Origin of the sequence: Yimella lutea, assembly GCF_006715095.1 — a bacterium.
In the GTDB taxonomy this organism is placed as follows: Bacteria; Actinomycetota; Actinomycetes; order Actinomycetales; family Dermatophilaceae; genus Yimella; species Yimella lutea.
Window position 1 is genome coordinate 215,814 of the sequence record NZ_VFMO01000001.1, and the last position, 24,732, is coordinate 240,545.

Consider the following 24,732-nt stretch of genomic DNA (forward strand, 5'->3'; position numbering starts at 1 on the left):
ACAGTTGGCAGGATCAAGCCCGTGGACCTGACCGCTTTCCTTTACCGGCGCCGATTGTCCGAAACGCTATGGACCCTGCATGAGAGCTGGATGAAACGTGGATGAAGAGCTCCACCTACTCCAAACGGTCACGGACAGCCATAGGGTCGATCCGTGAATCAACGTGCATTCCGGATGGATGACCTTCCGGCTCCCGCGCCGTATCGCTTGCTCACGGGGTTGGTGATCCCCCGGCCGATCGCGTGGGTCAGCAGTGTGGACGCCGAGGGCCGACCCAACCTTGCGCCGCACTCGTTCTTCACCGTCGCGTCCGGCAATCCTCCGATCGTTCAGTTCACCTCAGTGGGTCGAAAGGACTCACTCAACAACATCGAGGCGACTGGTGAGTTCGTGGTCAACTTCGTGCCCCGGCGGTTACTGGAGCCCATGAACGCCACCGCCGAGTCCGCCCCGCCGCACGTCGACGAGTTCGAACTGGCCGGTCTCACCAAGACCCCCTCGCAGCAGGTGCGTCCACCTCGGGTCGCCGCATCGCCATCTGCACTGGAATGCCTGCTGCACAACGTGATTCCCGTCGGAGACTCGTTCATCGTGCTCGGACGCGTGGTGTGCGCCTGGGTCGACGAGGACGTCCTGGACAACGACCGTCCGCTCGAGTGGAACCTCGATCCGGTGGCTCGCCTGAGCGGGTCCCGCTACGTCACCTACGGCGAGACGGTCACGCTGCGCCGTCCCGAGTAGTCAGCGCGACTGATCCTCCTGTCGAGATCCACGCGGATCAGGAAGCAAGTAGATCTCGACACCCGCGCGTCTGGTCAGACCTTCGGCGTCGACCTTGAGTGACCTGAGTCTGGTGAACCTCTGGCTGTCACTGCCGGACACTGCCGACCTAGCGTGGGGATCTTCCATAGATCGGATCAAGAGGCGGCACTGGTTACGCTATGACGATGTCGAAGGCATCGCGAATCCTGCTCGTCTCAATCGGTATTGCTGTGGCTGTCTCAGGATGCGGTGGTGGGGAAGGACCGAAATCGACGGACGGGAGCACGGTCGAGCAAGCAGCGCGGAGTGCTCAACCGGCCCGGTCAGTGTCGGATTTCCGCGGACTGATCCCCGGTAACTGGTCGCGCGCCCTCGTGACCTGCCCGGATGTTCCCGAGGAAGCCGTACGCCGGGAACTGGCTGTGAACTGGCGGGAATCGAGCGACCACGTGCCCGTGGCCGACGGTCAGCAGATCGTCGTGATCGTGCAGGGGGACAAGGTGTCCCGCGTGGACACCTCATCGCGCAAGAGCATCGACCTGTGCGGTGGATCGAAGTACCCGCGCACAGTCAAGCCGTCGACGAAGGTCGAACTCAGCGAACAGAAGTGGAGTGATGGCACCACGTACCTCCAGGCGGGCTACTAAGGCACAGGCTGCCGTCGGCCTGCTTGCCACCGCGGTGATGAGCATCCGTTGGTGGGACCTTCCGGCGGTGGAGTTCTTGGCCATGTGCCAGGCGTTGTGGCCGGTGTCGGCTTCGGCCTGTGTCGTGACGGCGGCGGTGCTCGGCGTGCGTCGGCGTGGTGCCTGGGTACTCGTGCTCGGTCCGGCGCTCGCTCTCTCGCTCGTCGGGGTCGGTCACGACTTGTGGCGCGGCGCCCCGCTGGTTCCGGACGAGCCCGGCAAGAGCATCACGGTCGCTGCGATCAACATGAAGCAAGCGCAAGGATCTCCCGATGATGTCGCCGCCGTTGTCAAGCGGCACCGGGTGGACGTGCTCGTCCTGCTGGAAGTCGACGAGGTTGCGGTGGCTGACCTGCGTCGGCGTCCTGAACTGCGCGAGCTCCGGTACACCTCCGGGCGTGCCTGGAACAGCACCGTCGCTGGAAGCGTGATTCTGTCCCGCCTCCCGCAGCGCGAGCGTGAGTCCGACGCAGGTCCGGCTTCCCCGGGGCAATTGCAGCAACCACGAGTCGTGATAAGCGGCAGCGACGGCCGCTGCGTGGCGGTGCTCGGCGCGCACCCGCTGCCGCCACTACCCGGGTTGGCTGGGACGTGGGCGCGGGAGATCAAGGGGCTGCACCTTACGGAGTCCGGTGAGCGCGATCGCGGATGCCGAACCGTCGTCGCGGGTGACTTCAACGCCACCAGGGACCACCCGGCCTTCCGCGCGTTCCTGCGCGGCGGTGTCGAGGCGCAGAAGGGATGGGGCACGGACGCGTCCTGGCCGTCGGCTTCACCAGTGCTTTCGCTCGACCACGTGGTCACCCACGGCTTCGCGGTGAGCGGTCGTGGACGATTCACCGTGCAGGGGTCCGACCACCGTGGAACGTGGGTGCGTCTGGTGCCGAGGTGACCTCCAACCACCTTGAGCAAGTGATGCGCCCAGGAGGCATCCGCACTGCCAAGCATTGCATTCGGTGGTTGATTATTCCCAAAGACGTTCTGAGGGAATGAGTGGTTGACCCATGTCACAGCGCCGTGAAGCCGTCGAGGCGCACCGGTCGCCTATTGCGATGCCTCTCTACGAGGGCGACACTGCTGGTGTTGCCTTCAGTGGGCAGCGCATGGCGGGCATCCCGGACTCCATTGACCACGGGTGGCTCTCATCGGCGCTGACGCGGGTGGGAACACGTGCCTACTGGAAGACGAACGGGACCGGAAGGCTGACGCTGCGGTTCCTCAAAGAGCGACGTGGGTCGTACCCGGGCGGCGTCCCTGCGGCCGGACCGGACACAGCCTAAAACGGCGTGAGTACTGGCAGCCTACGTTTCTCATCCTGATCGATGACGTTTCAGCGACTGCTGCGGTGAACCTACTGCTCCTGCGGGACTACCTGAAGCAGGCGGGCGACGAGACCCTAGTGACAGTGCGTGCGGTCCACACACTTGGGGTCCGGCGTCTACGAGCAAGGTGCCGTCCGGCGCGATCATCCGGAAGCGTCTGGAGTCAGGCCGTCCGCTGGCCCTGTTGTGCCACGCGCCGGCCGCGATCCTCGCCGCTCAGAACGCCGACGGCACCTCGCCGTCACCTACGGCGAGACGGTCACGCTGCGCCGTCCCGAGTAGTCAGCGCGACTGATCCTCCTGTCGAGATCCGCGCGGATCAGGAAGCAAGTAGATCTCGACACCCGCGCGTCTGGTCAGACCTTCGGCGTCGACCTTGAGTGACCTGAGTCTGGTGAACCTCTGGCTGTCACTGACGCTGCCGACCTAGCGTGGGGATCTTCCATCGATCGGATCAAGAGGCGGCACTGGTGGACGTTCATTCCTGGCTCATGGAGTCCGAGCTGTCTGGCAGGTCAAGCGTGACAGGGTCATGCGGCCGGTCGGTCGGGTGGCGACCAAGGCGTCCGGTATCGCGAAGGTGGAGATCCGTGATGGTGCGGACGGCGCGGTTCTCATGTCGTCCAGCGCACCGGGCCGGGACTTCCCCGGAACATGAGCTGCGCCCGCAGCCCGTCCTGCCGGACGAACGGGTAGATAGTTAGTTGTTGCTGGCCATGAGGTTGTTGACGGCGTCGCACCGACTACGGATCCCTCCGATCCGCTGCCTTGGAGGTGGCGTCTTAGGCGAACGCTTGCCGAAGGGGGGCCGCGTCTCCGCGGAGTTCTCCTGCATAGAGCGCTTGGTCGATGGTGAGAGCGCCGGCGACGAAGCCGACAACGGTATCGGCCTCGGCCGCTAGGACGGTGTTCGGTCGATTTTTGTCACCGATCCGCGCGCTCGGACCACCCTCGTCGATGCGGAGAACGATGAGCAGACCCTCGACCTCAAAGCCGATCTCGACGGGCGGCGCTGCCGTCCTCCCGTGGAGAATGGCGGGCAGGGCGAGCGTCAGCCACCGGGGCCGGAACTCGTCATCACCGCGCCCGGCGGCCAGCAGAGGCACGCCCCACCGGCCCAGGGCCTCCATCGGCTCCTTGAGCTCCGTGCCCCATCGTGTCAGTCCGTAGACGACGCCTGTGTCTCCCAGCGCTCGCTCCACAACGCCGGTCTCCTCCATCGTCCGCAACCGCTCGGCGAGGAGGTTGCTCGCCACGCCCGGCAGGGATGCTTTGAGCTCGCCGTATCGCAGGGGTCCGGGCAGCAGCTCGCGCACGATCAGGAGGTTCCAGCGGTCTCCGACGACGTCGAGCGCGCGCGCCAGCCCGCAGAACTGACCGTAGGATCGACGTGATGATGCACGATTGATATTTTCAACCATGCTTGATGGTATCAATGTAGCGTCGTCGTTGCCAGGGCAGTCCGTGCTCCGGCCGTCAAGGAGGTATGAGCATGGAGATCAGCTGGATTGGTGTGCTCCTCGCGTTCGTCGCGGGGATGGTCGTCGCGATGGCCTGGTACTCAAAGGGAGCCATCGCGGACGCCTGGGAAGGACTCACGGGCATCACACCGGAGAAGAACAGACCCGTCCGAACACGGAACCTCGTCCTGCTCGCCGTGTCCAACGCGGCGACCACTTTCGGACTGGCGTTCGCCGTCGGGCTCACGTCGGCGGCCACCGGCAACGACTCCGTGTGGCTGGCGGTGGTGGTTGGGTTCGTCGCCTGGCTGACGCTGTCCGCATCGACTCTTCTCCAGCACAACTCGTTCGAGCAGAAGCCTCTGAAGCTGACGATCATCAACACCGGCTATCAGCTCGCGCTATTCCTGGCGATCACGCTTGTGCTGGGTCTGTTCTAGGCAGGTCGATCCATGACGGGGCCATCACGTCCTTGCGCTAGGCGGCAGAGTATGACCTCGAGCATAAGCTCGTCGATGGGCACGCGCAGCCACAAGAATGCGCCACTCACGCCCGAGGGTCGCCGACGTCTCGTGGAGCGATGCCGCACCCGGCCGATCGCGCACGTGGCGGCCGAGGTGGGCATCTCGCGGGCGCCGCATCGAAGTGGGTGAACCGCTACCGGAAGTTCGGCGAACTCGGGCTGTTTGATCGCTCGTCTGCTCCGGTCCGACAGTCAACCGCGACACCCGGCCAGACGGTGGCGAGGATCGAGCAGCTACGGCGCGAGAAGAAATGGTCGGCGTCCCGCATCGCATTCGAGCTTCACGCGGACGGCACCACCGTCAGTCGGCGCACGATCACCCGCCACCTGGCTCAGCTCGGCTTGAACCGCCGTCGGTTCATCGACCCCAACGGCGAGAACAACCGAGAGATCAAGACCATCACCGCCAAGCATCCCGGGCACATGGTGCACCTGGACGTGAAGAAGGTCGGGCGCATCCCCGACGGCGGCGGCTGGCGAGTGCACGGGAAGAACCAGCCCCGAGGCCAGGGCCGCCGCCCGCGCGAAGTCCCGCGGCGCGCGAGCGGGATACGCACACCTACACTCTGCGATCGACGGAGACACGCGCCTGGCGTACACCGAATCGCTCGAGAACGAGCAGGCCACCACCGCGGTCGCGTTCCTGAACCGCGCCCGGGAATGGTTCGCCAAGCATGGCATCGTGAAGATCGAGCGGATCAGCACCGACAACGGTGCCTGCTATCGCTCCAATGCCTTCGCCGCCGCCCTGAACGGTGCCGAGCACCAGCGGACCCGGCCTTACACGCCCAAGCACAACGGAAAAGTCGAACGCTACAACCGCATCCTCGCCGAAGAGTTCCTCTACGTCAGAACCTGGACCTCAGAACACCAGCGCGAAAAAGCGCTCGAGACCTGGAACCTGCACTACAACTACCACCGGCCCCACGGCGCGCACGGCGGCAAGCCGCCCGCTTCCGGGACGCCATCACGCGTCAACAACGTCCTGGCCTCATACAGTTAGTGGGTTGCTCAATTACCTGAAGGGAATCTCGATGACCTCCGTACTGATGATTCTGTCCGCCGCCGACCACTGGACGCTCGAGGACGGCAGCAAGCACCCGACCGGCTTCTGGGCCGAGGAGTTCCTGGCGCCGTACAACAAGTTCAAGGAGGCCGGCTGGGACGTCGTCGTCGCGACGCCCGGCGGGAAGAAGCCGACCGTCGACCAGACCAGTCTCAGCGTCAAGGGCGGGCTGCTGCCCAACAAGATCGGCACGCTGAAGGACGAACTCGCCCGTCTCGCACCGGTTCTCGACGCGCCGGACAACCTCTCGAATGTCGACCCGGACGCGTTCGACGTGGTCTTCTACCCCGGTGGCCACGCCCCGATGGAGGACCTCGCGTACGACGAGGTGTCCGGCGCGATCATCCGGAAGCGTCTGGAGTCAGGCCGTCCGCTGGCCCTGTTGTGCCACGCGCCGGCCGCGATCCTCGCCGCTCAGAACGCCGACGGCACCTCGCCGTTCGCCGGTTACAAGATGACCGGCCTGTCGAACGCCGAGGAGACGCTCAACGGTCTCGCCAAGAAGGCGAAGTGGCTGTTGCAGGACAAGCTGGAGGAAGCCGGCGTGGAGTACGAGAAGGCCAAGCTGCCGATGCGTCCGCACGTCGTCGTCGACCGGAACGTCTACACCGGCCAGAACCCGCAGTCGTCCGAGGACCTCGCCGACCGCATCATCGCCGACGTGAGCTGATCGCGTTCGAGTACCGGGGCGGCCGCGTGGAACATCCAAGTGGCCGCTCTGCCGTACGGGCCGAGTGTTCAACCATGGCGCAGTGACGTCCTTCAGGCGGGAATCGTGACCACATGGGGGCGATCCTTCGGGGCGAGCCAGGTGTGAATGGCGCTGTCGAACGTCGCCAGCACCGTTCCACGGCTCGCCGCAAGGTTCACCAAGTGCAGATCGGTCACCTGACGATGTCCCATGAGGACCACCGGACTCACCACCGCTTCGACGAGCGTGGAGTCGTCGGACAGGAAGTTCCAACGCGGATCCGATCGCATGCCGCGAAGGATTGGCCAGACCTCGGTTACTTCGCGCTGTGAACCGGTGATAACCGGATTCAGCAGCATCCGGATCAGTCCTGATTCGGTGACCGGGCAGGTGGCCCATGTCCGGACGGACGCCAAGAAGGTGTGCGCACTCCGGTGGTGCTGGTGGGACGTCAGCGCCAGAGCGACCAGCGCGTTGACATCGAACAGGACCGGGCGATCATCACTCATCGCGCAACTGTGCGACCAACTCGTCGGTGACGATGACGTCCGATGAACCCACCATGATCGGGAAGGGACTGTAAGAGAAATCGACGCTCGACGGGATGCCGGCGCTCAGACCGCGCTGGGCCAGCTGGGACACCGCCGCACCGATCGAGATACCTCGACTGCGAGCCAGGGAGCGCGCTGCAGCCAGCACATCGTCGTCGATCTCCAGTGTGGTCCGCATCACCACATCGTAGCATCAGAGCATCACACTTAAAGATTACGAACACGTGACGCCCCCGGCGCGGGGTCCGGGCAACGGCCGGACCACAGAGCAGACACGTGGCCGCCCGGATAATCCGCGCGGCCACGGGAAGAAGCGAATATGCGCGCATCCCACGGCCGGCTGTTCGTCCGGGTTGCGGTCAACGCATATTCGGGAGTGACGAGGCTGCAACCTCAGTGGCCGCCGGGAAGAACGTCCTTCACCCGATCGAGCAACGACTTGTCCTCGCCGCCCTGCGCCCACGGCGGGTCGTGCGGAAGCGGACCCATCGGGTCGGCGTCCTTCGGCTCCGCCGTGCGCTCGGCCAGCGAACGCTGGATCGCCTCACGCATCGGTATCAAGCGGTGCCCTTCCGGCAGCAGTTCGCGGACCCCCGGCCCGCCGTCGCCACAAACCATGTCGTGGTGCAGGCTCTCGACCAGCGCTTCGACGGTCGGTTTCGGCACGTCGATCAATGTGGCAACGAGTGACCCCACCAGTCCGGTCGGCAGGAGCGGCACGGTGACCTGCGGTCGCTTGAGATCGGCGACGTCGGCGTAGAGGTCGAGCAGATCGGCGTACGGCATCGACTCGGGCCCGCCGACGTCGAAGTGACGCGAGGGGCCGTCGATCGTGAGTGCACCCACCAACGCCTGGATCGCGTCGACGACCGCAATCGGCTGCACGTCGGAGTTCATCCATTCCGGAACCGTCTGCAGCGGCATCCGTTCGCTGACCTGACGGATGATCTCGAACGACGTCGACGCGCTGCCCAGCAGCACGGCAGCCCGCAAGGTGATCACGGTCGCCGGACTGGCGGTCAGGATTCGTTCCACTTCGAGGCGCGAGGTGATGTGCTCGGACAGTTCACTCTCGGGAACGTCGGGGACGATCCCGGACAGGTAGACGACCCGCTGCACACCATGCAATTCGATTGCGCCGCGGACGAGTTCGGCAGCCTTGCGGTCGTTGTCGGCGAAGTCGTCGCCACCCATCCCGTGGATCAGGTAGTAGATGGCGTCGACGCCGACGATCGCGTTTTCCACGTCGCTCTGATCGAGCACATCCATCTCGACGGTCTCGACCTGATCGCTCCACCACGGGTGGACGTCCTCGTCCGCCGTCTTGGTGGTGCGGACATCGTGGCCCGCCTTCAGCAGTTCGGGCACCAGTCGTCCACCCACGTATCCGGTCGCGCCGGTCACAAGAATCTTCATCGTTCGTTTTCCTCTCGGTTCGGGTCGTGCCACGGGGTCCAGACACGACACATCGCGACGCGGCGCCGCGTCCGGGCGGGGAGGACGCTGCTCGGCCTGTCACTGGCCGATCGAGCGGCACCGCTGTCACCGGATGCCGTCCGAGGGTGCCGCGCGGCACCCATCCGTCACCGTAGGGGACACCGGCACCCGCCAAGGGTCAGCGCAGGTGCTTGTCCAGGTTGCGTGCGAAACCATTGCCCATCTGGGTCATCACGACGGTCATCGCGGTGCGGACCGCCGGACCCATGATCTTGGGGAAGGGCATCCGTGCGGTGATGTCGATGTCGATGCTCAGGTGCGTGCCGCCGTCGACGGGCGTGAGGGTGTAGATGCCGTCGACCGCAACGAGCTCGTCGCTTCGCGCGGGATCGTGGGAGTAGGAGATCCGTTTCTTGGGATCGAAGTCCATGAGCGCGGTGAAGACCGGCTTGAACTTCTGGTTCAACACCGGGACGGAGGTCATCTCCCACAGCCAGCGGTCACCGTCCGGGGTGATCCGGTGCACCAGCGGGGTCAGCTTCTGCAGGGTCTTCGCGTCGGTCAGCACCTCCCACAGTGCGTCGACGTCGTATGGCACGGTCTCCTCAGAGACATTGCGTGCGGAGAATGAGTTCACGGCGGAAGCCCTTCGGGACGGTGGATGTTCCACACTAGGAGCTACCGACCACCCCGAGGAGTTTGCAGCAGATGCGTCATTCGTCACGCCTGACCGAGATCGCGGGGCGCTTGAAACAGCTGCCGTGGTTACGCCCGGTGGACCGCGATCACTGGCAGACACCCGCCGAATTCCGCCGCCGCCAGCTCGTCTCGCTCGGCACGCTCGTCGTCGGCGCGCCGGTGTTGCGGACGGCGTTGCGCCAGCCACCCGGCAGCCGTTCCTTCCAGTTGTGGACCGTGGCGTTGGCCGGCGTCTGGACCGCCGGCGCGTTGGCGTCCGGACCGCTGCATGTCGGGCACTCCAACTCCTCGCGCGGGCCGGTGCGGCCGATCGTGCGACCATTGGCGATCGGGTCGGCAGCGGTGGCGGTCTTCACTCTCGGTGGCATGGCCGTCGTGCAGATCCCCCTGCTGCGCAAGGAGATCGAGAGCGTCGTGCAGCACGCGCGGGTCGGCGACCTACGCATCGTGGTGCCGCTGACCATCGCAACGGGCGCCGCCGAAGAACTCTTCTTCCGAGGCGCGTTGTACGCAGCCACCCCGCAACCGCATCAGGTCGCGGTGACGACCGTCGTGTACGGCACGACCACCCTGGCGACGGGCAACCCGATGCTGGTGTTCGCGTCCGTGCTGCTGGGTGGACTCACCGGTGTTTCACGGCGCGTGACCGGTGGCGTGCTGTCCCCGATCATCGTCCACGGCACCTGGTCGACCGGGATGCTGGTGATCCTGCCGAAGCTGACCGAGCGGGCGGCCGCATGGGGCGAACTGCTGCTGAGCCGCCGGTCGGGCCGATGATCCTGGTCACCGGAGCAGGCGGCTACATCGGCAGTCGTCTGGTACCACGGCTGCTGGCCGACGGACATCGGGTCCGCGCCACCTTCACCAACGTCTCGCGCGCGAATTCGCTGTGGTGGCACGAGGATCCGCAGGTCGAGACCGTGCAGATGGACGTTTTCGACTCGGCTTCCGTCGACGCAGCAGTGGAAGGTGTGGCGACGGCGTACTACTTGATCCACGGACTGGCTGATCCTGAATTCGAACGGCTCGATCGCCTGGCTGCGCAAACATTCGCGGAAGCAGCAACCCGCGCGGGTGTGGAGCGAGTGATCTATCTGTCGGGTCTGGTGCCCATGCTCCCGGCGTCCGAACTGTCGCCCCACCTTCGGTCGCGACTCGAGGTCGAGCAGGTGCTCACCACTCGTGCACCCTCGACGGTGACGCTGCGCGCAGCAATGGTGATCGGCGGTGGATCCACCTCACTGGAGATCATGCGCCAGTTGAGCAATCGCCTTCCAGCACAACCACTTCCGACGTGGATGAACTCTCGCCTCCAGCCGATCTCTGTTGTCGACGCGCTCGAAGCCCTGGTCGGCGCCCTGGATCCGCGCGTGCCCTCCCGCTGGTACGACATCGGCGGACCCACCGCGATCGGATACGGCATGTTGCTCTGGGAGTTCGGCCGAGCCGCCGGCCTGCGTCGACGTCCGCGCGTGTTCGTGCCGTTCCTGCCCGAGCCGCTCGTCGCCGACCTCGCAGGCGCGCTCGTCGGCGCGCCGGGCTCGACGGTCGAAGCGCTCATCGACAGCCTCTCCCACGACATGGTCTGCGCCGATGACGACTTCGTGACCGAGCTACTGCCACCCGGATGGCAACTCATGCCCCTACGGGAGTCACTGCAGAGGGCGATCGTCGACTCCGATTCCGATTGTGACCAGCGAGATCCGATGCAGCGTATGCCCCACGACGCTGCATGGACGGCGTCTTCGGACGGGATGGTCCGAGGGTTGACTCGAGGTCTGATTCGCCTGACGACGCGCTGACCGCTTCTCCCGTCCCGGCCTGCTGAAGGTGGGTCTGGGAAAGATCGCCTCCGCACCTACTCGACCAGCGAGGCGTGGGTCATTGCGCGATGCCGTAGACCCGTTCCACGTGGATCCGAAGGACCAATCGCTTCTCGCGCACCATGGCCGCGCGGTAGTCGTCCCAGTCGTCGTGTTCGCCGGCCAACGTCCGGTACAGGTCGACGAGTTCGTCTGCTCCGGAGTCGTCGGGTTCGGTTGCCACCGGGCCGAATTCGGCCGTTCCCTCGGCGACGACGTAGTCCCACGGCGTGCGTCCCGTGACGAGGTAGCTGGCACGCGGATCGCGTCGAAGGTTGCGCGTCTTCGCCCGATCATCGGTGACCGAGATCGACAGTGTCGAGGTCGCCGGGTCGAAGTGATGAATCACGACCGACATCTGTGGACGCCCGTCACGCTTGATCGTCGAAAGCACTCCCCGTTTGCCGGGGATCTCCAACAGCTTCCGCAACGCTTCGTCGCTCATTGCCTCACCATAGGCCCCGGCACAGAGTTGGACGGCGGACGAGCCGTGCACGCCCCTTCGCCGGGCCCTGTCGCGGGAGGTCGAGCCATGCGGATTGCGCATCGAAACTGTCGAACCGGGCAAGGCGGACGCCCGGGTCGAGGTTCAGACCGCTGCGTTCGAGAACTCCACCTCACCGTCGAACAGTGGCACACCATGGCGCAGGGCTCGGCGTACGCGAACGCGCGAAGCACGACGTCGGCGTCCCGCACCCACGGCATCCAGCGCGCCGGCTCGATGTGCGGCAACGCCAACAGTTCAAGCAATCCGCCTGATTTCCAACCGAGTCCGGTTATCGCGGACGGGCTGTTGCCCGACACGAATCGGTACGCCGATCCCGGCGTACACATCGGATGACCGTGCTGAGCGGTCGGGATCGCCAGCGCGGACGCCTGATCGATCGGCTTGCCGAGAGCAGATCGACCAACGCCTCGCGGATGCTGTCGTTGGTGACACCACCTGAGGTCGGCAGCAGTTTCATGTGGTTGCCCGAACGAGGGCGTCAGTCCTTGTCGGACGACGAATCGTCCGCGTCCTCGTCGGTGGCAGGGCCTGCTGGCATGGCGCCGCCTTCGCCGCTCCAGTCGCTTCCCACCTCGTCGTCATTGGCGGGGTCGGAGACGGTATCGGGCTGAACCTTCGGGTCTTGTTCGCTCATGGGCACAACTCTGCTGCGCTCGACGCGCCCGCGCAACACCCTGGAGCAGTAGTTGTGACCTGGATGGCCAGATGCGAGCCGCACCACCAGATGTGGACCGCGTCAGCGACGGGCGACCAGTGACTCGAACAACGCGCAGTACTCCTCGACCATGCGCTGCTCATCGAATCGGGCGACCGCGTCCGCTCGGACGTCGGCACGGTCGAGATCGCGGACGCGGGACACGGCGTCCGCGAGTCCCGCGACGAGATCGGCCGTGGCGGTTCCTGCCTCACCCACCAGCACCCCCGACCGCTCTGAGACGACTTCGCGCAGACCGCCTCGTCCGATGGCGATCACCGGGGTGCCAGACATCATCGCCTCGGCGGCGACCAAGCCGAACGGCTCGTCCCAGCGTGGAGTCACGAGAATCGCAAGGCTCGAGCCGACGATCCGGGCGGTCGCTCGCTGATCCAGGTGACCGGCATGACGAACGCCGTCGCCGAGCAACGGCTCGACGTGGTCTCGGTAAAAGGCCGCGTCCGCGATCGGGCCCACGATCGTGAGCGGCAGCCCGGCAGTACGGGCCGCTCGGATCGCGAGGTCGGTGCCCTTCTCTGGGGTGATTCGCCCGACCCAGACGAGTTCCTCTCCACCTGAACCGAATTCGAACAGACACGACCGCACACCGTTGTGAATCACCAGCGGTTCGATCGGGAGCAGACGCCACATGCTCGCAACCGCCTCACTGACACCGACGTACACGGCGTCGTCCGCGGCGAGCGAGACACCGATCTCTGCCAGCGGGTACGGCGGGCAGTGCAACGTCGTGACCATCGTGCTGGGCATGGCCCGGCTCATCGCCAGCGGGAAGTGATGCAGGCTCTGGTTGTGCACCAGATCGACCGGTCGTCGCACGAGGTCGGCCATCGCCCAGGACATCGCGGCATCGTCCCGCCAGAGCCCGGCCAACGGTTCGTCCTCGGGTGTGCGGATGGTAGGAACCTGTGCGTACGTGGCCAACTCGTCCGCAAGACGAGGATCGGTGCCGGGCTGTGCGTACAGCCGAACCGTGTGTCCGCGAGCGCGCAGGCCCGCGGTGAGCGACGCCGTCTGTGCTTCCTGGCCACCGGCGAACGGTTCACGCAATGGGTTGCGAGTCGTGGCAAGAACCGCGATGTGCATGGCATCCGATCGTTCGTCCCGCCCTGCGCCGCTGCACCGGTCGGGCGGATGAAGATCGGTGAGCCGAGGGACAACGCTACGGCCAGCGAGCACTTCATCGACGCCCCGGTTGGTCGGCGGCCTGACCGTCGGTGAGATCGCAGGCGCCTTCCTCGTTCCGGAAACGGCTCTGGCACAACGAATCACCCACGCGAAGGGGGAAATCAGAACGCGACCGGAACAGCCAGGTTCGGCAGGATCTCCAAGACTTAGGCTGACCTCGCCGGACGACCGGATCTCAGGTCGTGTGGAAAACCTCCATCCGTTGTCGGTGACCGCGGTAAGAATCGTGCCGACGAGAGGACAACCACGTGAGCACGAAGCGCCACAAGCAGAAGCCCCGAAGGCGGCAGCCTCACACGGGAGCCGCTTTCGGGCGCGACGACAGCCGCCGGCACTCCAACGACGACCCGGCGGACGCCGTCCGTCTGCTGCTGCAGGATGCGGCCGTGGCGTTGCAGGTGGATGATCTGACTCGGTTCGACGACAACGTGGTGATGCTGGCGGCCCAGTGCGACCAACCGGCCACGCGCGCGATGGTGCACAGCCAGGTGCGACAAGCGCTGGAGGATCGCCTGCAGGTGGCGTGGGACAGCGGCTGGCAGCCCGCCGACATCCATCGGATGGTGCTTCGGCGCTCGACCAAACCGGTTGCCGACTTCACGCTTCGGGTGATCGAGCATCAGTTGCGCAGCTACGCGCGAGACACGATCCATCCGGGCTGGCGAGCTCAGATCGCCGAACTGCGTGAGGGCGCCGAGTCGCCGCAGGATCCGATCATGTCCTGTCGCCAGGACGGCATGAGTTGGCTGGCGATCATGGACGCTGCGGCTCGTTGCCTGCACGTGCTCCTGATCCTGCCGCCGGTGCAGATCATCGGCCCGCGGCCCGGCGAGTGGGTGAAGTCGATCGATCCACAAGAGACCGAGGTGGACGATCGGATCCTCACCCGCGTCCGGATGCTGTTGGCGAAGGCGGAGTCGACGCCGTACGAGGCCGAGGCCGAGACGTTCACCGCCGGTGCCGCCTCACTCATCGCACGGCACCGCATCAGTGAAGCGATGCTCGCGGCGTCGCGTACCGACCAGCCGAAGGACGGTGCCAGCGCGACCCGCATCGGCGTCGAGAACCCGTACGAGCAGCCCAAGGTGCAACTGCTCAACGCGGTCGCCGAGGCGAACTCGTGCAAGGTCGTGTGGAGCAAGGAACTCGGTTTCGCCACGGTGGTCGGCTTCCCGTCCGACCTGTCGGGTGTCGAGTTGCTCTACACCTCGCTGCTGCTGCAGGCGACCAACACGATGACGGCGGCCGGGCAGCGATCGGTCCAGGGCGCCCACCGCCGGTCGCGGTCGTTCCGTGCCTCATTCCTCAGCGCGTTCGCCTTTCGCATCGGGGAACGATTGCAGGAAGCCACCGATGTCGAGGAGCGTTCTGCAACATCGGAGTTCGGCGGAGCAGCCCGCGGAGAGCGCCTGCCGGCTCTGGTCGAACGCGACCAGCACGTCACCGACACCTACGAACGGCTCTTCCCTCAGGTCGTACAGGCCAGGTCGCGGGCGAGGTTCGACCGGGAGGGCTGGCACCACGGCCGGCAGGCCGCGGATCAGGCCGACATGCGCTCCCGCGCCGAATTACGCGGGTGAGGGTGTGCGCATGATTCGCCAATGGGCTTGCGGTGGTCACTCAGGACGATGACTTCGACGCGTTGCATGATCTCGGCGCCCTCGAGGTCATCAAGGGCTGAGTGATCGCGCCGGCGTCGACTCAGTGGTTGCGGCCGTGCACGACGAGGTATTCCCACTCCATGACGCCGTCACCCTGGTCGTACTGCGCCGCGAGTTCGTCCGGATACCCCGACGACGACGGGCGCCGCTAAGCGACGCCAGGCAGAACCTCATCCGCAAGGTAGCGACGCAGCGAAGGAACATCGACGGTCACCGTGCGCCACACGCGACGCGGATCGAGATCGTCGTACTGGTTGGCGGCGAAGTTTCGCATCCCGACGATCTGACGCCAGGGCTGATCAGGGTGCGGACCAGCCCCCACGCCCGAGGTTCGTGCAGATGCACGCCTTGTTGCCGTCCACATCCTGCAGGACGACGTACGCCGGCGATCCGTCACGGACGACGGTGCCACCGGCATCCACGACCTGCTGGATGCGCTGTGCAGCGATGTCATGCGGCACCCGGACGTCGAGGTGGAAGCGCTGCTCGTCGGCAGACTCCCGATGCTGGAACCACAGCGTGGGTCCGATGCCGGCCTGGCCGTGGACCTCGTCCCCGTCGACCTCGTAACCGAGGGCGGCTGCCCAGAAGGGGGCGATCTTCTCGTGGTCCGGTGTGTCGAGGGCGATCTCGAAGATCGACCGGTCTCCCGTCAGCGAGCGAGCAGGTTGAGGATCACCGTGAGGATGATCGAGGCGACGATTGAGAACAGGATCATGCCCACGCAGCCGGCGGTGCCGCCGAGCGGGCGGACGCGGAATCGGGGTCCAGGTTCGGTCATCCGGCAACCCTCGCACAGGCAGCACCGCGGAAGTGCTCAGCGAGCGGGTGGCTCACCCGAACCAGGCGTGCCGACAGCGCAAACAGCCCGACGCCGCACCGATTCCCCAACCATGGACAAACCTGCTTCCCGCAACCGTCGAATCGCCCAGGCCGCGTTAGGTTCGAAGGGCCCGCCACCGCCTCAGCAAATGGAGACACCATGTCCACAGGCCGTACTCTCGCCCGCGTCGCACTCGGCTCGTTCCTGACCTTCGCCGGCACCGGTCACCTCACTTTCGCCCGCCAGGAGTTCCAGGCTCAGGTGCCCGACTGGTTCCCCGCCGACAAGGACGCCGTCGTCCTCGCTTCCGGCGTAGTGGAGATCGTGCAGGGGCTGGCGCTGATCTCCGGTTGGAACCAGAAGACGGTCGGCAGGATCATCGCCGCGTTCTTCGTCGCCGTGTTCCCCGGCAACATCAGCCAGTTCCTGGAGCAGAAGGACGGTTTCGGTCTGGACACCGACACCAAGCGCGCCGTCCGGCTCGCGTTCCAGCCGCTGCTGGTGGCGTGGGCCCTCTGGGCGACGAACCAGGGCGACGAGGAGACTGAGTCCTCACAGAAGTCGAGCTGATTCAGGCAGAAATCACGATGCAGACCGTCCTCGGTGCGAACGGGAAGATCGCCGAAGAACTCACCCGCGAGCTGTACCGCAACCACACCCGCGACATCCGCCTGGTCCAGCCGCAACCTGAAGAAGGTTCACGACACCGACGAGCTGCACGCGGCCGATCGATCCGAACCGGTTTACCCAGGTTGTGGGGGCGAATTAACCCCGGTTGTCACGGGCGCGCTGCTTGATCTCGGCGATCACCTGACCCTTGGCGTCCGAGTACGCGTTCATGTCCGGCCAGTCCTGAGCGACGAGGTCCCGCTTGGTGCGTTCGTACAGTTCTCGATCGCCCTGGTCGGTGCGCAATCGGTCGCGCAACAACAGGTAATCGTCAGCGGCCACGTCGCCGGTCTCGAGGATGTGCACGTGCACGTCGAGTTCGGGGGTGCGTACGAGCCGGTGCCCGGGCTCACGAACCCGCAACATGTAACCGGTGTCCAGGAGTTGCGGCAGGTAGTCCTCCTCGGCGGTGACGTCGTCGACGACCACGAGGATGTCGATGATCGGCTTGGCCGCGAGTCCGGGCACCGAGGTGGAGCCGATGTGTTCGACCTGCTTCGCGGTCTCCCCCAGAGCCGCCCTGATGCGATGCTCGTGCTCGGTGAAAGCGCTGGTCCAGGACGGGTCGTATTCTTCGATGACGAGGTCGCGCTTCTCCACTCCGCCGACGAGTTCGACGCAGGTGACGTCGGGACCGCGGCGGCCGGGATTGGGAGACTCAGTCATGCGGCGAGGTTAACGTCCGGTGCGCTCAGCCTCATGACCAGCACGAACGCCCGTTCGTACTCGAGGAGCTGCTTGAACTCGCCGTTGCGCACCAGCTTGTCCAGCCCGTTGATGCTCGCCGCGCGGACGTCGACCAAGCGGCTGAAAGCATCGATCCAGGACACTCATCCGACTCGGCGACCTCACTCGTGGTCCTTCGACTCCTTACTCCGGCCTTCCTTGCTGCGCTGCTTGTTCACAGTGGCCGCGGCGATCTCCTCGGCGCGGTCCTCGCTGCGACCCTGGTCTTCTTCGGACTCCTTCACGTGCTCGTACTGCCGCTCGTCCTTGTCGCTCCACTCCGTGGGCATGGCTCCTCCTGGTGGTCGGGATGATTCCGACCGTACCGACGAAGCACCGACCGACGGGAGTCGTCCGTGCGTGAATTTCGGGGTGCGCCATGCCCTACGTGCCGAGCAGTTCGTCGACCTCGGCCCGTAGTTGTTCGGCGTGACGGGACACGACGGCCCAGACGAGTTCGTAGTCGACTGCGTCGTACTCGTGAGCGAGGCGGTTGCGCATGCCGATGGCCCGCCGCCACGACGTGTCTCGGCGATGCTCATCGAGGAACGCCTCGGGGAGCCGCCGCACCGCTTCGCCCAGCTTGAGCACGAGAGAATCTGCAGCAAGCTTGGGCACCTCGAGGTCGGGATCACTGTCGTACCACTCTCGTCCACGTGCCGCGAGCTGCTCAGCTCTCCGGCACAGTCGTGAGATGTCGGACAGCTTGTCGGATGTGCCGGGGCCGTACCTCTCGTCCAGCAAACTCAGAGCGGCACCGAGGTGCGATCGATCTCGTGCCCCGACCAAAGTGCCCGAGCCGTCACCAGATCCACTGCGCAACCGAGCAACTGCTCCAACTCGTCGGCGGCATCGATCAGGTCGAGCACGTCGCCGTGACGGCCGATCTCGACGACGAGGTCGATATCGCTGCCCGGAGTGTCATCGCCGCGAGCCACCGACCCGAACACCCGCGGAGAGGTGAGGCCGTGACCGGACAGGATCGCCAACACCTCGGCACGGTGATGCTTCAACAGTTCACTCGGGCGCGGCCGGACGGCATCCCGCAAGCGATCCAGCATCTGGGGGGACGGGCGTCGGCGACCGGTTTCGTAGGCGGCGATGTTCGGTTGCGCAACACCGCTGCGGCGGGCCAACTCAGCCTGACTGATTCCCGCAGCGGCACGTAATTCAGCAACCGTCGACATCAGGTGATGATATCTCCTGATATGGATCGTGGACGTTGGAATTGACCTCGTTGCTGACCGATTCTTGCAGCGCTCCTCTTCTCAGGATCTGCCCGCCAGGACGTCCCTCAGGTACGCGGCCGTGAGGCTGTCGGCGTCGGCGGCGACTTCGCCGGGGGTGCCGGTGGCGACGATGCGTCCGCCGTCGTCACCGGCGCCGGGACCCAGATCGATCACGTGGTCGGCCTGGGCGACCATGCGCATGTCCAACTCGACCATGACGACGGTGTTGCCGGCGTCGACCAGGCCCTGCAGATGCGCCATCAGGCGGTCGCTGTCGGCACTGTGCAGACCCGCAGTGGGTTCGTCGAGGACGTAGAGGGCGTCGCCCCGGTGGGCACGCTGCAGTTCGGAGGCCAGCTTCACCCGCTGCGCCTCGCCGCCGGAGAGTTCGGGCGCGGGCTGGCCGAGGCGCAGATATCCCAACCCGACGTCGCGCAGTACGTGCAGCGAGCGCTCGATCTCGGTCTCATCGGCGAAGAATTCATGGGCTTCGTCCACGCTCATCGCCAGGACGTCGGCGATGTTCCGGTCGTGCCAGGTGATCTCGAGCGTGCTCTCCTTGAACCGTGTGCCGTGACACGTGGGGCACGGGCTGTAGATGCTCGGCAGGAACAGCAACTCGACCATGACCGAGCCCTCTCCCTCACACGTCGGGCATCGCCCGGCGGCGACGTTGAACGAGAACCGGCCGGCCTTGTAGTGGCGCCGACGGGCCTCCGGGGTCGCCGCGTACAACTTGCGGACGTGGTCGAACAGTCCGGTGTAGGTGGCGACATTCGACCGAGGGGTGCGACCGATCGGCTTCTGGTCGATCGCGACCACTCGACGCAGACCTCCGAGTCCTTCGCGGCCACCTTCGACGTGCCCGTGCACCGAACCCTGATCGCCGGTGAGCAACAGGTCGACGTCGTCGTCCCCGTCCTCGAGCTCCACTGTCGTGGACCGACCGAGAGCGGCCTCGACCAGCGTGGGCACGGCCTGACTGACCAGGCTCGACTTGCCCGACCCGGAGATGCCGGTGACCGCAGTCAGACATCCCAGCGGGAACTGCACCTTGACCTCGTGCAGGTTGTTGCGGCTGACGTCCGCGAATCGCAGCCAGCCATGCGGCTCGCGGGGCCGCCTGGACACCGGTGTGGGAGGCGCGAACAGGTAGCGGCGGGTGACCGATTCCTCGACGTCCGCGAGGCCCGAGGGTTCGCCGCTGAACAGGACGCGTCCGCCCTGCTCGCCGGCGCCGGGTCCGATGTCGACCAGCCAGTCGGCCTCCTTGACCACCGGTATCGAGTGCTCCACCACGAACACGCTGTTGCCGCGCTGCTTGAGTCCGCGCAGGATGCCGAGCAGCGCTTCGAGGTCACGCGGGTGGAGGCCGGCGGACGGTTCGTCCAGCACGTACACGACACCGAAAAGCTTGGACGACAACTGAGTTGCCAGCCGTAGCCGCTGCAGTTCACCGCCGGAGAGGGTTGGTGTCGTCCGCCCCATAGAGAGGTACCCGAGGCCGAGATCGATCATCGGTTGCAGTCGTTCGAGCAGTTCGGCGCACAGGCGACCGGCCGCGGCCTGCTTCTCCGCCGAGATGTTCGAGGTGCGACGGACGTCGGGTGCCGCGTCATGGGACGCACCGCCGGCATCCACCCGCGCCTTTCTGGCACGCGCCCGGGACGCGTCGTCCAACGCTTCGCCTGACGTGCCCTCGACCGGCACCCGATCATCGGCGATCACACGCCGCGCGATGTCGGCCACCTGAGCCAGCGGCAGCGCGGCGAACTCGGCGATGTCGAAGCCCTCGAACGTGACCGACAGCGACTCGACCTTGAGTTGCTTGCCGTGACAGGTGGGGCACACAGCACTGGTGACGAATTGCGAGACGCGGCGTTTCACGATCGCGCTTTTGGTGGACGCGAAGGTGTCCAGCACGTACCGGCGAGCGCCGACGAAGGTGCCTTGGTAGCTCGGTTCGAGGTCCTTCTTGATCGCCCGCTTCGTCTGCGCCGGAGTCAGACCGGCGTACACCGGGACGGTCGGGCGCTCCTCGGTGAACAGGATCCAGTCGCGCTGCTTCTTCGGCAGGCGGCGCCACGGGATGTCGACGTCGTAGCCCATCGAGACGAGGATGTCGCGCAGGTTCTGCCCCTGCCACGCCGGCGGCCAGGACGCGATGGCGCGCTCGCGGATCGTCAGCGACGGGTCGGGCACCATCTGTTCTTCGGTGACCTCGTAGACCCGGCCGATCCCGTGGCAGGTCGGGCACGCACCCTGGACGGTGTTGGACGAGAAGTCCTCGGCGTAGAGCATCGGTTGGCCCGGCGGATACCAACCGGTGCGCGAGTACATCATGCGGACGAGGTTCGACAGCGTCGTCACGCTCGCGACGGTGGATCGGGCGTTGCCGCCGCCGCGTTGCTGCTGCAGTGCGACCGCCGGCGGCAGTCCCTCGATCGAGTCGACATCGGGGACGCCTGCCTGGTCGATCAAGCGGCGCGCGTACGGTGCGACCGATTCCAGGTACCGGCGCTGGGACTCGGCGTAAAGCGTCCCGAAAGCGAGAGAGGATTTCCCCGACCCGGACACTCCGGTGAACGCGACGATCGAATCACGCGGCACGTCGAGGTCGACGTCCTTGAGGTTGTTCTGCCGGGCTCCCCTGACCTCGACTGCGGTGTGCCTGGCGTCGTCGGTCGTCGTCATGTGCCGACTGTATGCGCCAGGTTCGGACGCCACGGACGCCACCTGGCACGCGAACCGAGCCGTACCGTCCTCGGATGATCACCATCGATCCAAGCTCCTGCGTCGCCTCCTGCGCGGTCGTCACGGGAGATGTCCGTATCGGGCCGGGTTCGCTGTCCTGCACGGTGCGGTGCTCAACGGTGACCTGGGTCCGATCCACATCGGCTCGAACGTGCTGGTGATGGAGAACGCGGTCCTTCGCGGACGCGCGAACACACCGCTGACCATCGGCGACGCCGTCCTCGTCGGGCCACACGCCCACCTCAACGCAGCCACGGTCGAGGACGAGGTGTTCATCGCCACCGGGGTGAGCGTCTTCGCCGGTGCTCTCGTCGCCACCGGAAGCGAACTGCGCATCAACAGCGTCCTGCACGTCAACAGCGCGCTGCCCGCAGACACTGTCGTGCCGATCGGGTGGATCACGGTCGGCGGCCCGGCCCAGCTGTTCTCACCGGCCCGGCACGAGGAGTTGTGGGCGATCCAACAGACGCTTGATTTCCCCGGGACGATGTACGGCGCCGACCCGGGAAACGCCGATGCGCGACATCATGCGCTCCAAGTGTGAGGCCCATCGCCCGCGTTGATACCAAGCGCCGCGAACACGCGGCTTCGGTCAGTGCCCAGTGCATGAGTTGGTGGCAGATGCATGAGTTGGTTGTCTTTCCCGGACCTCAACCTCTGCCGCCGGTAGCCACTGTCGAGATGCAGCGAAGACTGCACACGACACGCGTCCCACTTTGCACGAATCGTCCTGCATTCCGCGGCTGTGCAAAGTAGGCCTCTACGGGGCCTGCCGCGTCACGTGGGCTGTTCGGCTCCACCACGGTTGCATGGTGGGCATACACCAGCGACCCGCGCCCCGCGCCCCGCGATCTGCGAGTGTCGCGGGGCGCTGGCTCCTTCCACCTGGGCAACCTTTGGTCGGTCATGTTACGTCCGCTGTTGCGATGCCTTCCTCACGTCGGCGAAGACCCTTGGTTCGCCGTCGGTGAGCAGCATGACCTTGTAGGGGTCGAACTCGTCGTCCTGCTCCATGCCGGGCGTCCCGACAGGCATGGCTGGCACGCTCAGGCCGCGTGCGCCCGTCGGTGGGTCGGCTAGGTACTTCAGGACGAATCGTGCCGGGACGTGTCCGACGAAGACGTCTCCGTCGGAGGTGAGCGACAGGTGGCAGGACTGCATGTCCAAGGCGATGTCATGGCGTTCCCAGACCTCGTGGAGGGCTTCGGGGTGCTCGGTGGTGATTGTGAACCCGTTTTCTTCGGCATGGTCGACCCATCCGCTGCAGCACCCGCAGGAGGCATCCTTGTACACAGTCATCACCAGTTGTGCCGGGTCGACTCCGTAGTCGGCGACCTTCGCGGGCAACGACGTCTCTTTCGCGGTGGGCGCCGGGCCCTCGTCCGCGCAGGCGGTCAGCAAGGACGCCGACCCGATGCTGGCCAGGAGGAGGGTGCGCCGGCTGATCTGTTGGGGGGTGGGTGAACTGGTGAACATTGGATCAGGACCTTCTTTGTGTGGGGGGCCCGGCCGGCGTACAGCCGGCCGGGCCCGTTGGGAGCAGTCAGAGCGAGTCGCGCATGGTGCGCTTCTCCTTGATCTCGGCGTTCTGGTCGCTGATGACGTTCTTGGACAGCTCCACCGCGTCGGGGTTCTCCCCGTCCCGGCGGTGGTCCTTGGCCATCTTCACGGCGCCTTGGTGGTGCTCGATCATCTGGTCGAGGAACAGCGTGGAGGCTTGTTCGCCGTCGGCTGCCTTGAGCTTCTTGATGTCCTCGGGGCTGCCATGCCGTCATGGCTCATCTCGTCTCCGGAGCCGGAGTCACCACCGTGGCCCTTTTGGCCAGAGTCGTCCTGACCCCAGTCCTTGAGCCAGGTCTGCATCTCCTTGATCTCTGGCCCTTGGGCCTTCTTGATCTGCTTGGCCATCTTCACCACGTCGGGGTTGACCCCAGACTTGTCGAGGATGATGTCGGACATCTCCACGGCCTGCTGGTGATGCATGATCGTGCCTTCGGCGTAGGTGACGTCGGCGTCGTTGAACTGTGCCGACACCTGGCTGCTGCCACTCTCGCTGCCGCCGTGGGAGTCGTGGCTGCTACTGCCCTGGGAGCAGCCGCTGACGATGAGGGTGGCTGCCGCGGCGGGCGCCAATGTCTTGGTGATGGTGTTCTTGCGCATGCGAAATCGCGGTTCCTTCGCCTGGTGTCGTTGATCGGGCAGGACTGCGTCCGGCGACGCCGGTGTGGCGTGGTCGGACGCGAGAGGCCTGTTGACGTTCGGCTGATGCACAGCCGAATCAACGAAACGCGTGACAGGTGCCCCGCTGGGGGTGGTGACTGGGCAGCGAGCCAGGTCACCCACGGGGGTTGCCATCGCCACGAGAAGCCACCGCGCCGTGGCACGAGGGTCACCAGCCACAGCAGCATGAACAAGCACATCGCGGCCATCGAGCCGTGCTCGTCGCAGCCGGGGGACGGACATGAATGTGCGCCCGAGCTCGCTGGGTCTTGATGCGTTTGGTGGCTCGTGCTCGAGTCCACCTGCTGCGTGGGGCCTCGCCCGGCATGTGATGGCCACGGAGAATCCGTGCATGGCAAGGATTTCGGCGACCACCACGGTGGCCAGCCCCAGAACCAGTACCCCATGGGGCTGAAGCGTGCCACCAACTGCGTGCGCGCGCTGTGGTCGGGGGTCATGGCCCACATTCTATGAGTCGCCTGTCGTGGGATGTCGGCGGCGAGAAGGCTGTGGGCACGGTCAGGCGCTGGCTGCGATCGTGTAGCAAGCCTGCTCGATCGCTGCGTGCACGGCCTCGTCGGTGACCGTGGGCGTGGAGTGGACGGTCAGTCGCCCGTTGGGGATGTCGACGCTGACATCGCTGACCCCTTCGATCCGCTCGACGTGGTCGCCACGATGCTGGGCGCCAACCTCGGCGGCCGGCTCATCGCAACCATGGGGGCCAAGCGGCTCGGCGTGGGCGGAATGGGCATCGCCGCCGCGGGCCTGCTCGTCCCGGCACTGTGGCCCACCACCCCGGCCACGGTGGCAGGGGTCTCGGTCGGCGCCCTGGGCATCGGCGCACTGTTCGTGGTCGCCTCGGCCACTGCCCTCGGCCGGATCGAGCCCGCCGAGGCCGGCGTCGCCTCGGGCCTGCTGAGCACCTTCTACGAGTTCGGGGCCTCCATCGGTGTCGCCACCGTCTCCAGCATGGCTGCGGCCAGCCTCGTAGGCGGTGATGGCTCCGGCTTCCAGAACGCCTTCCTCGTGGCCGCCACCGCCGCCCTGGCCGCCGCCGTCGTCGCGGGGCTGACCATCCCCCGCTCCGGGCGGTCGGCGCACCCAGTTCCGTGTGGCTCCGCCCCCGACGCCTGCCTTTCGGGGAGCGTGGCCACGCATTGACCTATACCCCTAGGGGGTATAG

30 protein-coding genes and 2 pseudogenes are annotated in these 24,732 nt (G+C 66.0%); 14 read left to right on the plus strand and 18 right to left on the minus strand.

The annotated features are described in order from the left end of the window. Positions 1–153 precede the first annotated feature (153 nt). From FB459_RS01045 to FB459_RS17990, 4 genes are all read left to right on the plus strand, one after another. Positions 154–741: a flavin reductase family protein gene (locus FB459_RS01045; protein WP_246092260.1), complete on the plus strand. Its 588-nt coding sequence runs from the start codon at positions 154–156 to the stop codon at positions 739–741. Positions 742–947: 206 nt separating this feature from the next. After that, a complete protein-coding gene (locus tag FB459_RS01050; RefSeq protein ID WP_141927153.1) occupies positions 948–1,409 on the plus strand; it encodes a hypothetical protein in 462 nt (153 codons plus the stop codon). Then, positions 1,378–2,340 carry an endonuclease/exonuclease/phosphatase family protein gene (locus FB459_RS01055; RefSeq protein ID WP_141927154.1) on the plus strand — a complete coding sequence of 321 codons (963 nt, stop codon included), beginning with the start codon at positions 1,378–1,380 and terminating at the stop codon, positions 2,338–2,340. Before FB459_RS01050 ends, FB459_RS01055 begins: the two co-directional genes overlap by 32 nt. Before the next feature lie 962 nt (positions 2,341–3,302). After that, complete coding sequence (locus FB459_RS17990) at positions 3,303–3,428, plus strand: hypothetical protein (protein WP_281279507.1); 126 nt, start codon at positions 3,303–3,305, stop codon at positions 3,426–3,428. Positions 3,429–3,552: 124 nt separating this feature from the next. Here the strand turns inward: FB459_RS17990 and FB459_RS01065 are convergent, their stop codons facing one another. Further along, positions 3,553–4,191, minus strand: coding sequence for a winged helix-turn-helix transcriptional regulator (locus FB459_RS01065; RefSeq protein ID WP_141927155.1), 639 nt, complete (start codon positions 4,189–4,191; stop codon positions 3,553–3,555). Between the two features lie 71 nt (positions 4,192–4,262). Here FB459_RS01065 and FB459_RS01070 point away from each other — a divergent pair, with 71 nt between their 5' ends. From FB459_RS01070 to FB459_RS01080, 3 genes and pseudogenes are all read left to right on the plus strand, one after another. Continuing rightward, entirely contained in the window at positions 4,263–4,670 is a 408-nt protein-coding gene (locus tag FB459_RS01070) for a DUF1761 domain-containing protein (protein WP_012832542.1), read from the plus strand. 75 nt (positions 4,671–4,745) lie between these two features. Beyond that, positions 4,746–5,756: pseudogene (locus tag FB459_RS01075) on the plus strand (IS481 family transposase). A gap of 4 nt (positions 5,757–5,760) precedes the next feature. Then, positions 5,761–6,489: a type 1 glutamine amidotransferase domain-containing protein gene (locus tag FB459_RS01080; protein ID WP_342771003.1), complete on the plus strand. Its 729-nt coding sequence runs from the start codon at positions 5,761–5,763 to the stop codon at positions 6,487–6,489. Between the two features lie 92 nt (positions 6,490–6,581). Here the strand turns inward: FB459_RS01080 and FB459_RS01085 are convergent, their stop codons facing one another. The 4 genes from FB459_RS01085 to FB459_RS17025 all read right to left on the minus strand — a co-directional run bounded on the left by FB459_RS01085 (position 6,582) and on the right by FB459_RS17025 (position 9,135). Further along, positions 6,582–7,019 (minus strand): TA system VapC family ribonuclease toxin, encoded by a 438-nt coding sequence (locus FB459_RS01085; RefSeq protein ID WP_141927157.1) that lies wholly within the window; start codon positions 7,017–7,019, stop codon positions 6,582–6,584. Then, positions 7,012–7,239: a hypothetical protein gene (locus FB459_RS01090; RefSeq protein ID WP_141927158.1), complete on the minus strand. Its 228-nt coding sequence runs from the start codon at positions 7,237–7,239 to the stop codon at positions 7,012–7,014. Before FB459_RS01090 ends, FB459_RS01085 begins: the two co-directional genes overlap by 8 nt. Before the next feature lie 215 nt (positions 7,240–7,454). After that, positions 7,455–8,477, minus strand: a complete 1,023-nt coding sequence (locus FB459_RS01095) for an NAD(P)H-binding protein (protein WP_246092262.1) — start codon at positions 8,475–8,477, stop codon at positions 7,455–7,457. A 199-nt stretch (positions 8,478–8,676) separates the two neighbouring features. Further along, a complete protein-coding gene (locus FB459_RS17025; protein ID WP_170221633.1) occupies positions 8,677–9,135 on the minus strand; it encodes an SRPBCC family protein in 459 nt (152 codons plus the stop codon). Between the two features lie 71 nt (positions 9,136–9,206). Here FB459_RS17025 and FB459_RS01105 point away from each other — a divergent pair, with 71 nt between their 5' ends. Both FB459_RS01105 and FB459_RS01110 read left to right on the plus strand, forming a co-directional pair. Beyond that, positions 9,207–9,974 carry a CPBP family intramembrane glutamic endopeptidase gene (locus tag FB459_RS01105; RefSeq protein ID WP_141927160.1) on the plus strand — a complete coding sequence of 256 codons (768 nt, stop codon included), beginning with the start codon at positions 9,207–9,209 and terminating at the stop codon, positions 9,972–9,974. Beyond that, complete coding sequence (locus FB459_RS01110; RefSeq protein WP_141927161.1) at positions 9,935–10,999, plus strand: SDR family NAD(P)-dependent oxidoreductase; 1,065 nt, start codon at positions 9,935–9,937, stop codon at positions 10,997–10,999. Before FB459_RS01105 ends, FB459_RS01110 begins: the two co-directional genes overlap by 40 nt. A gap of 79 nt (positions 11,000–11,078) precedes the next feature. Here FB459_RS01110 and FB459_RS01115 read toward each other — a convergent pair whose 3' ends face one another. The 3 genes from FB459_RS01115 to FB459_RS01120 form a co-directional block, all read right to left on the minus strand. Beyond that, complete coding sequence (locus FB459_RS01115) at positions 11,079–11,504, minus strand: PPOX class F420-dependent oxidoreductase (RefSeq protein WP_141927162.1); 426 nt, start codon at positions 11,502–11,504, stop codon at positions 11,079–11,081. A 541-nt stretch (positions 11,505–12,045) separates the two neighbouring features. Further along, positions 12,046–12,201: a hypothetical protein gene (locus FB459_RS17030; RefSeq protein ID WP_168990200.1), complete on the minus strand. Its 156-nt coding sequence runs from the start codon at positions 12,199–12,201 to the stop codon at positions 12,046–12,048. 102 nt (positions 12,202–12,303) lie between these two features. Continuing rightward, the gene (locus tag FB459_RS01120) at positions 12,304–13,365 is read right to left on the minus strand and encodes a glycosyltransferase (RefSeq protein WP_129625368.1); all 1,062 of its coding nucleotides are present in this window, start codon (positions 13,363–13,365) and stop codon (positions 12,304–12,306) included. Positions 13,366–13,715: 350 nt separating this feature from the next. Here FB459_RS01120 and FB459_RS01125 point away from each other — a divergent pair, with 350 nt between their 5' ends. Continuing rightward, on the plus strand, positions 13,716–15,047 hold the full coding sequence (locus FB459_RS01125) for a DUF2786 domain-containing protein (RefSeq protein WP_141927163.1): 1,332 nt from the start codon (positions 13,716–13,718) through the stop codon (positions 15,045–15,047). Positions 15,048–15,276: 229 nt separating this feature from the next. Here the strand turns inward: FB459_RS01125 and FB459_RS18160 are convergent, their stop codons facing one another. Both FB459_RS18160 and FB459_RS17040 read right to left on the minus strand, forming a co-directional pair. Continuing rightward, a complete protein-coding gene (locus FB459_RS18160) occupies positions 15,277–15,546 on the minus strand; it encodes a HepT-like ribonuclease domain-containing protein (protein ID WP_425472267.1) in 270 nt (89 codons plus the stop codon). Further along, on the minus strand, positions 15,428–15,925 hold the full coding sequence (locus tag FB459_RS17040; protein WP_170221635.1) for a VOC family protein: 498 nt from the start codon (positions 15,923–15,925) through the stop codon (positions 15,428–15,430). The genes FB459_RS18160 and FB459_RS17040 overlap by 119 nt, the downstream gene beginning before the upstream one ends. A 185-nt stretch (positions 15,926–16,110) precedes the next feature. Between FB459_RS17040 and FB459_RS01135 the strand changes: the two genes are divergently transcribed. Beyond that, the gene (locus FB459_RS01135) at positions 16,111–16,521 is read left to right on the plus strand and encodes a DoxX family protein (RefSeq protein ID WP_129625365.1); all 411 of its coding nucleotides are present in this window, start codon (positions 16,111–16,113) and stop codon (positions 16,519–16,521) included. Positions 16,522–16,716: 195 nt separating this feature from the next. Here the strand turns inward: FB459_RS01135 and FB459_RS01145 are convergent, their stop codons facing one another. From FB459_RS01145 to FB459_RS01170, 6 genes are all read right to left on the minus strand, one after another. After that, entirely contained in the window at positions 16,717–17,286 is a 570-nt protein-coding gene (locus FB459_RS01145; protein WP_129625364.1) for a GrpB family protein, read from the minus strand. After that, the gene (locus FB459_RS17655; RefSeq protein WP_246092264.1) at positions 17,283–17,450 is read right to left on the minus strand and encodes a hypothetical protein; all 168 of its coding nucleotides are present in this window, start codon (positions 17,448–17,450) and stop codon (positions 17,283–17,285) included. Before FB459_RS17655 ends, FB459_RS01145 begins: the two co-directional genes overlap by 4 nt. 18 nt (positions 17,451–17,468) lie before the next feature. Further along, on the minus strand, positions 17,469–17,636 hold the full coding sequence (locus FB459_RS01155) for a hypothetical protein (RefSeq protein ID WP_205744705.1): 168 nt from the start codon (positions 17,634–17,636) through the stop codon (positions 17,469–17,471). A 94-nt stretch (positions 17,637–17,730) separates the two neighbouring features. Then, the gene (locus FB459_RS01160) at positions 17,731–18,090 is read right to left on the minus strand and encodes a HepT-like ribonuclease domain-containing protein (RefSeq protein ID WP_170221636.1); all 360 of its coding nucleotides are present in this window, start codon (positions 18,088–18,090) and stop codon (positions 17,731–17,733) included. Positions 18,091–18,092: 2 nt separating this feature from the next. Further along, the gene (locus FB459_RS01165) at positions 18,093–18,533 is read right to left on the minus strand and encodes a helix-turn-helix domain-containing protein (RefSeq protein ID WP_141927167.1); all 441 of its coding nucleotides are present in this window, start codon (positions 18,531–18,533) and stop codon (positions 18,093–18,095) included. 81 nt (positions 18,534–18,614) lie between these two features. Beyond that, positions 18,615–21,269, minus strand: coding sequence for an excinuclease ABC subunit UvrA (locus tag FB459_RS01170; protein ID WP_141927168.1), 2,655 nt, complete (start codon positions 21,267–21,269; stop codon positions 18,615–18,617). A 169-nt stretch (positions 21,270–21,438) separates the two neighbouring features. Here FB459_RS01170 and FB459_RS01175 point away from each other — a divergent pair, with 169 nt between their 5' ends. Beyond that, positions 21,439–21,873 carry a gamma carbonic anhydrase family protein gene (locus tag FB459_RS01175; protein ID WP_246092266.1) on the plus strand — a complete coding sequence of 145 codons (435 nt, stop codon included), beginning with the start codon at positions 21,439–21,441 and terminating at the stop codon, positions 21,871–21,873. A gap of 365 nt (positions 21,874–22,238) precedes the next feature. On the opposite strand, the gene FB459_RS01180 is transcribed toward FB459_RS01175, so the two are convergent. Next, complete coding sequence (locus tag FB459_RS01180) at positions 22,239–22,805, minus strand: DUF411 domain-containing protein (protein ID WP_129627168.1); 567 nt, start codon at positions 22,803–22,805, stop codon at positions 22,239–22,241. 67 nt (positions 22,806–22,872) lie between these two features. Continuing rightward, positions 22,873–23,903: pseudogene (locus tag FB459_RS18165) on the minus strand (DUF305 domain-containing protein). Here FB459_RS18165 and FB459_RS17995 point away from each other — a divergent pair. Both FB459_RS17995 and FB459_RS01190 read left to right on the plus strand, forming a co-directional pair. Further along, positions 23,898–24,023: a hypothetical protein gene (locus tag FB459_RS17995; protein WP_281279511.1), complete on the plus strand. Its 126-nt coding sequence runs from the start codon at positions 23,898–23,900 to the stop codon at positions 24,021–24,023. The pseudogene FB459_RS18165 and the gene FB459_RS17995 overlap by 6 nt on opposite strands. Before the next feature lie 90 nt (positions 24,024–24,113). After that, entirely contained in the window at positions 24,114–24,710 is a 597-nt protein-coding gene (locus FB459_RS01190) for an MFS transporter (protein WP_168990299.1), read from the plus strand. Positions 24,711–24,732 lie beyond the last annotated feature (22 nt).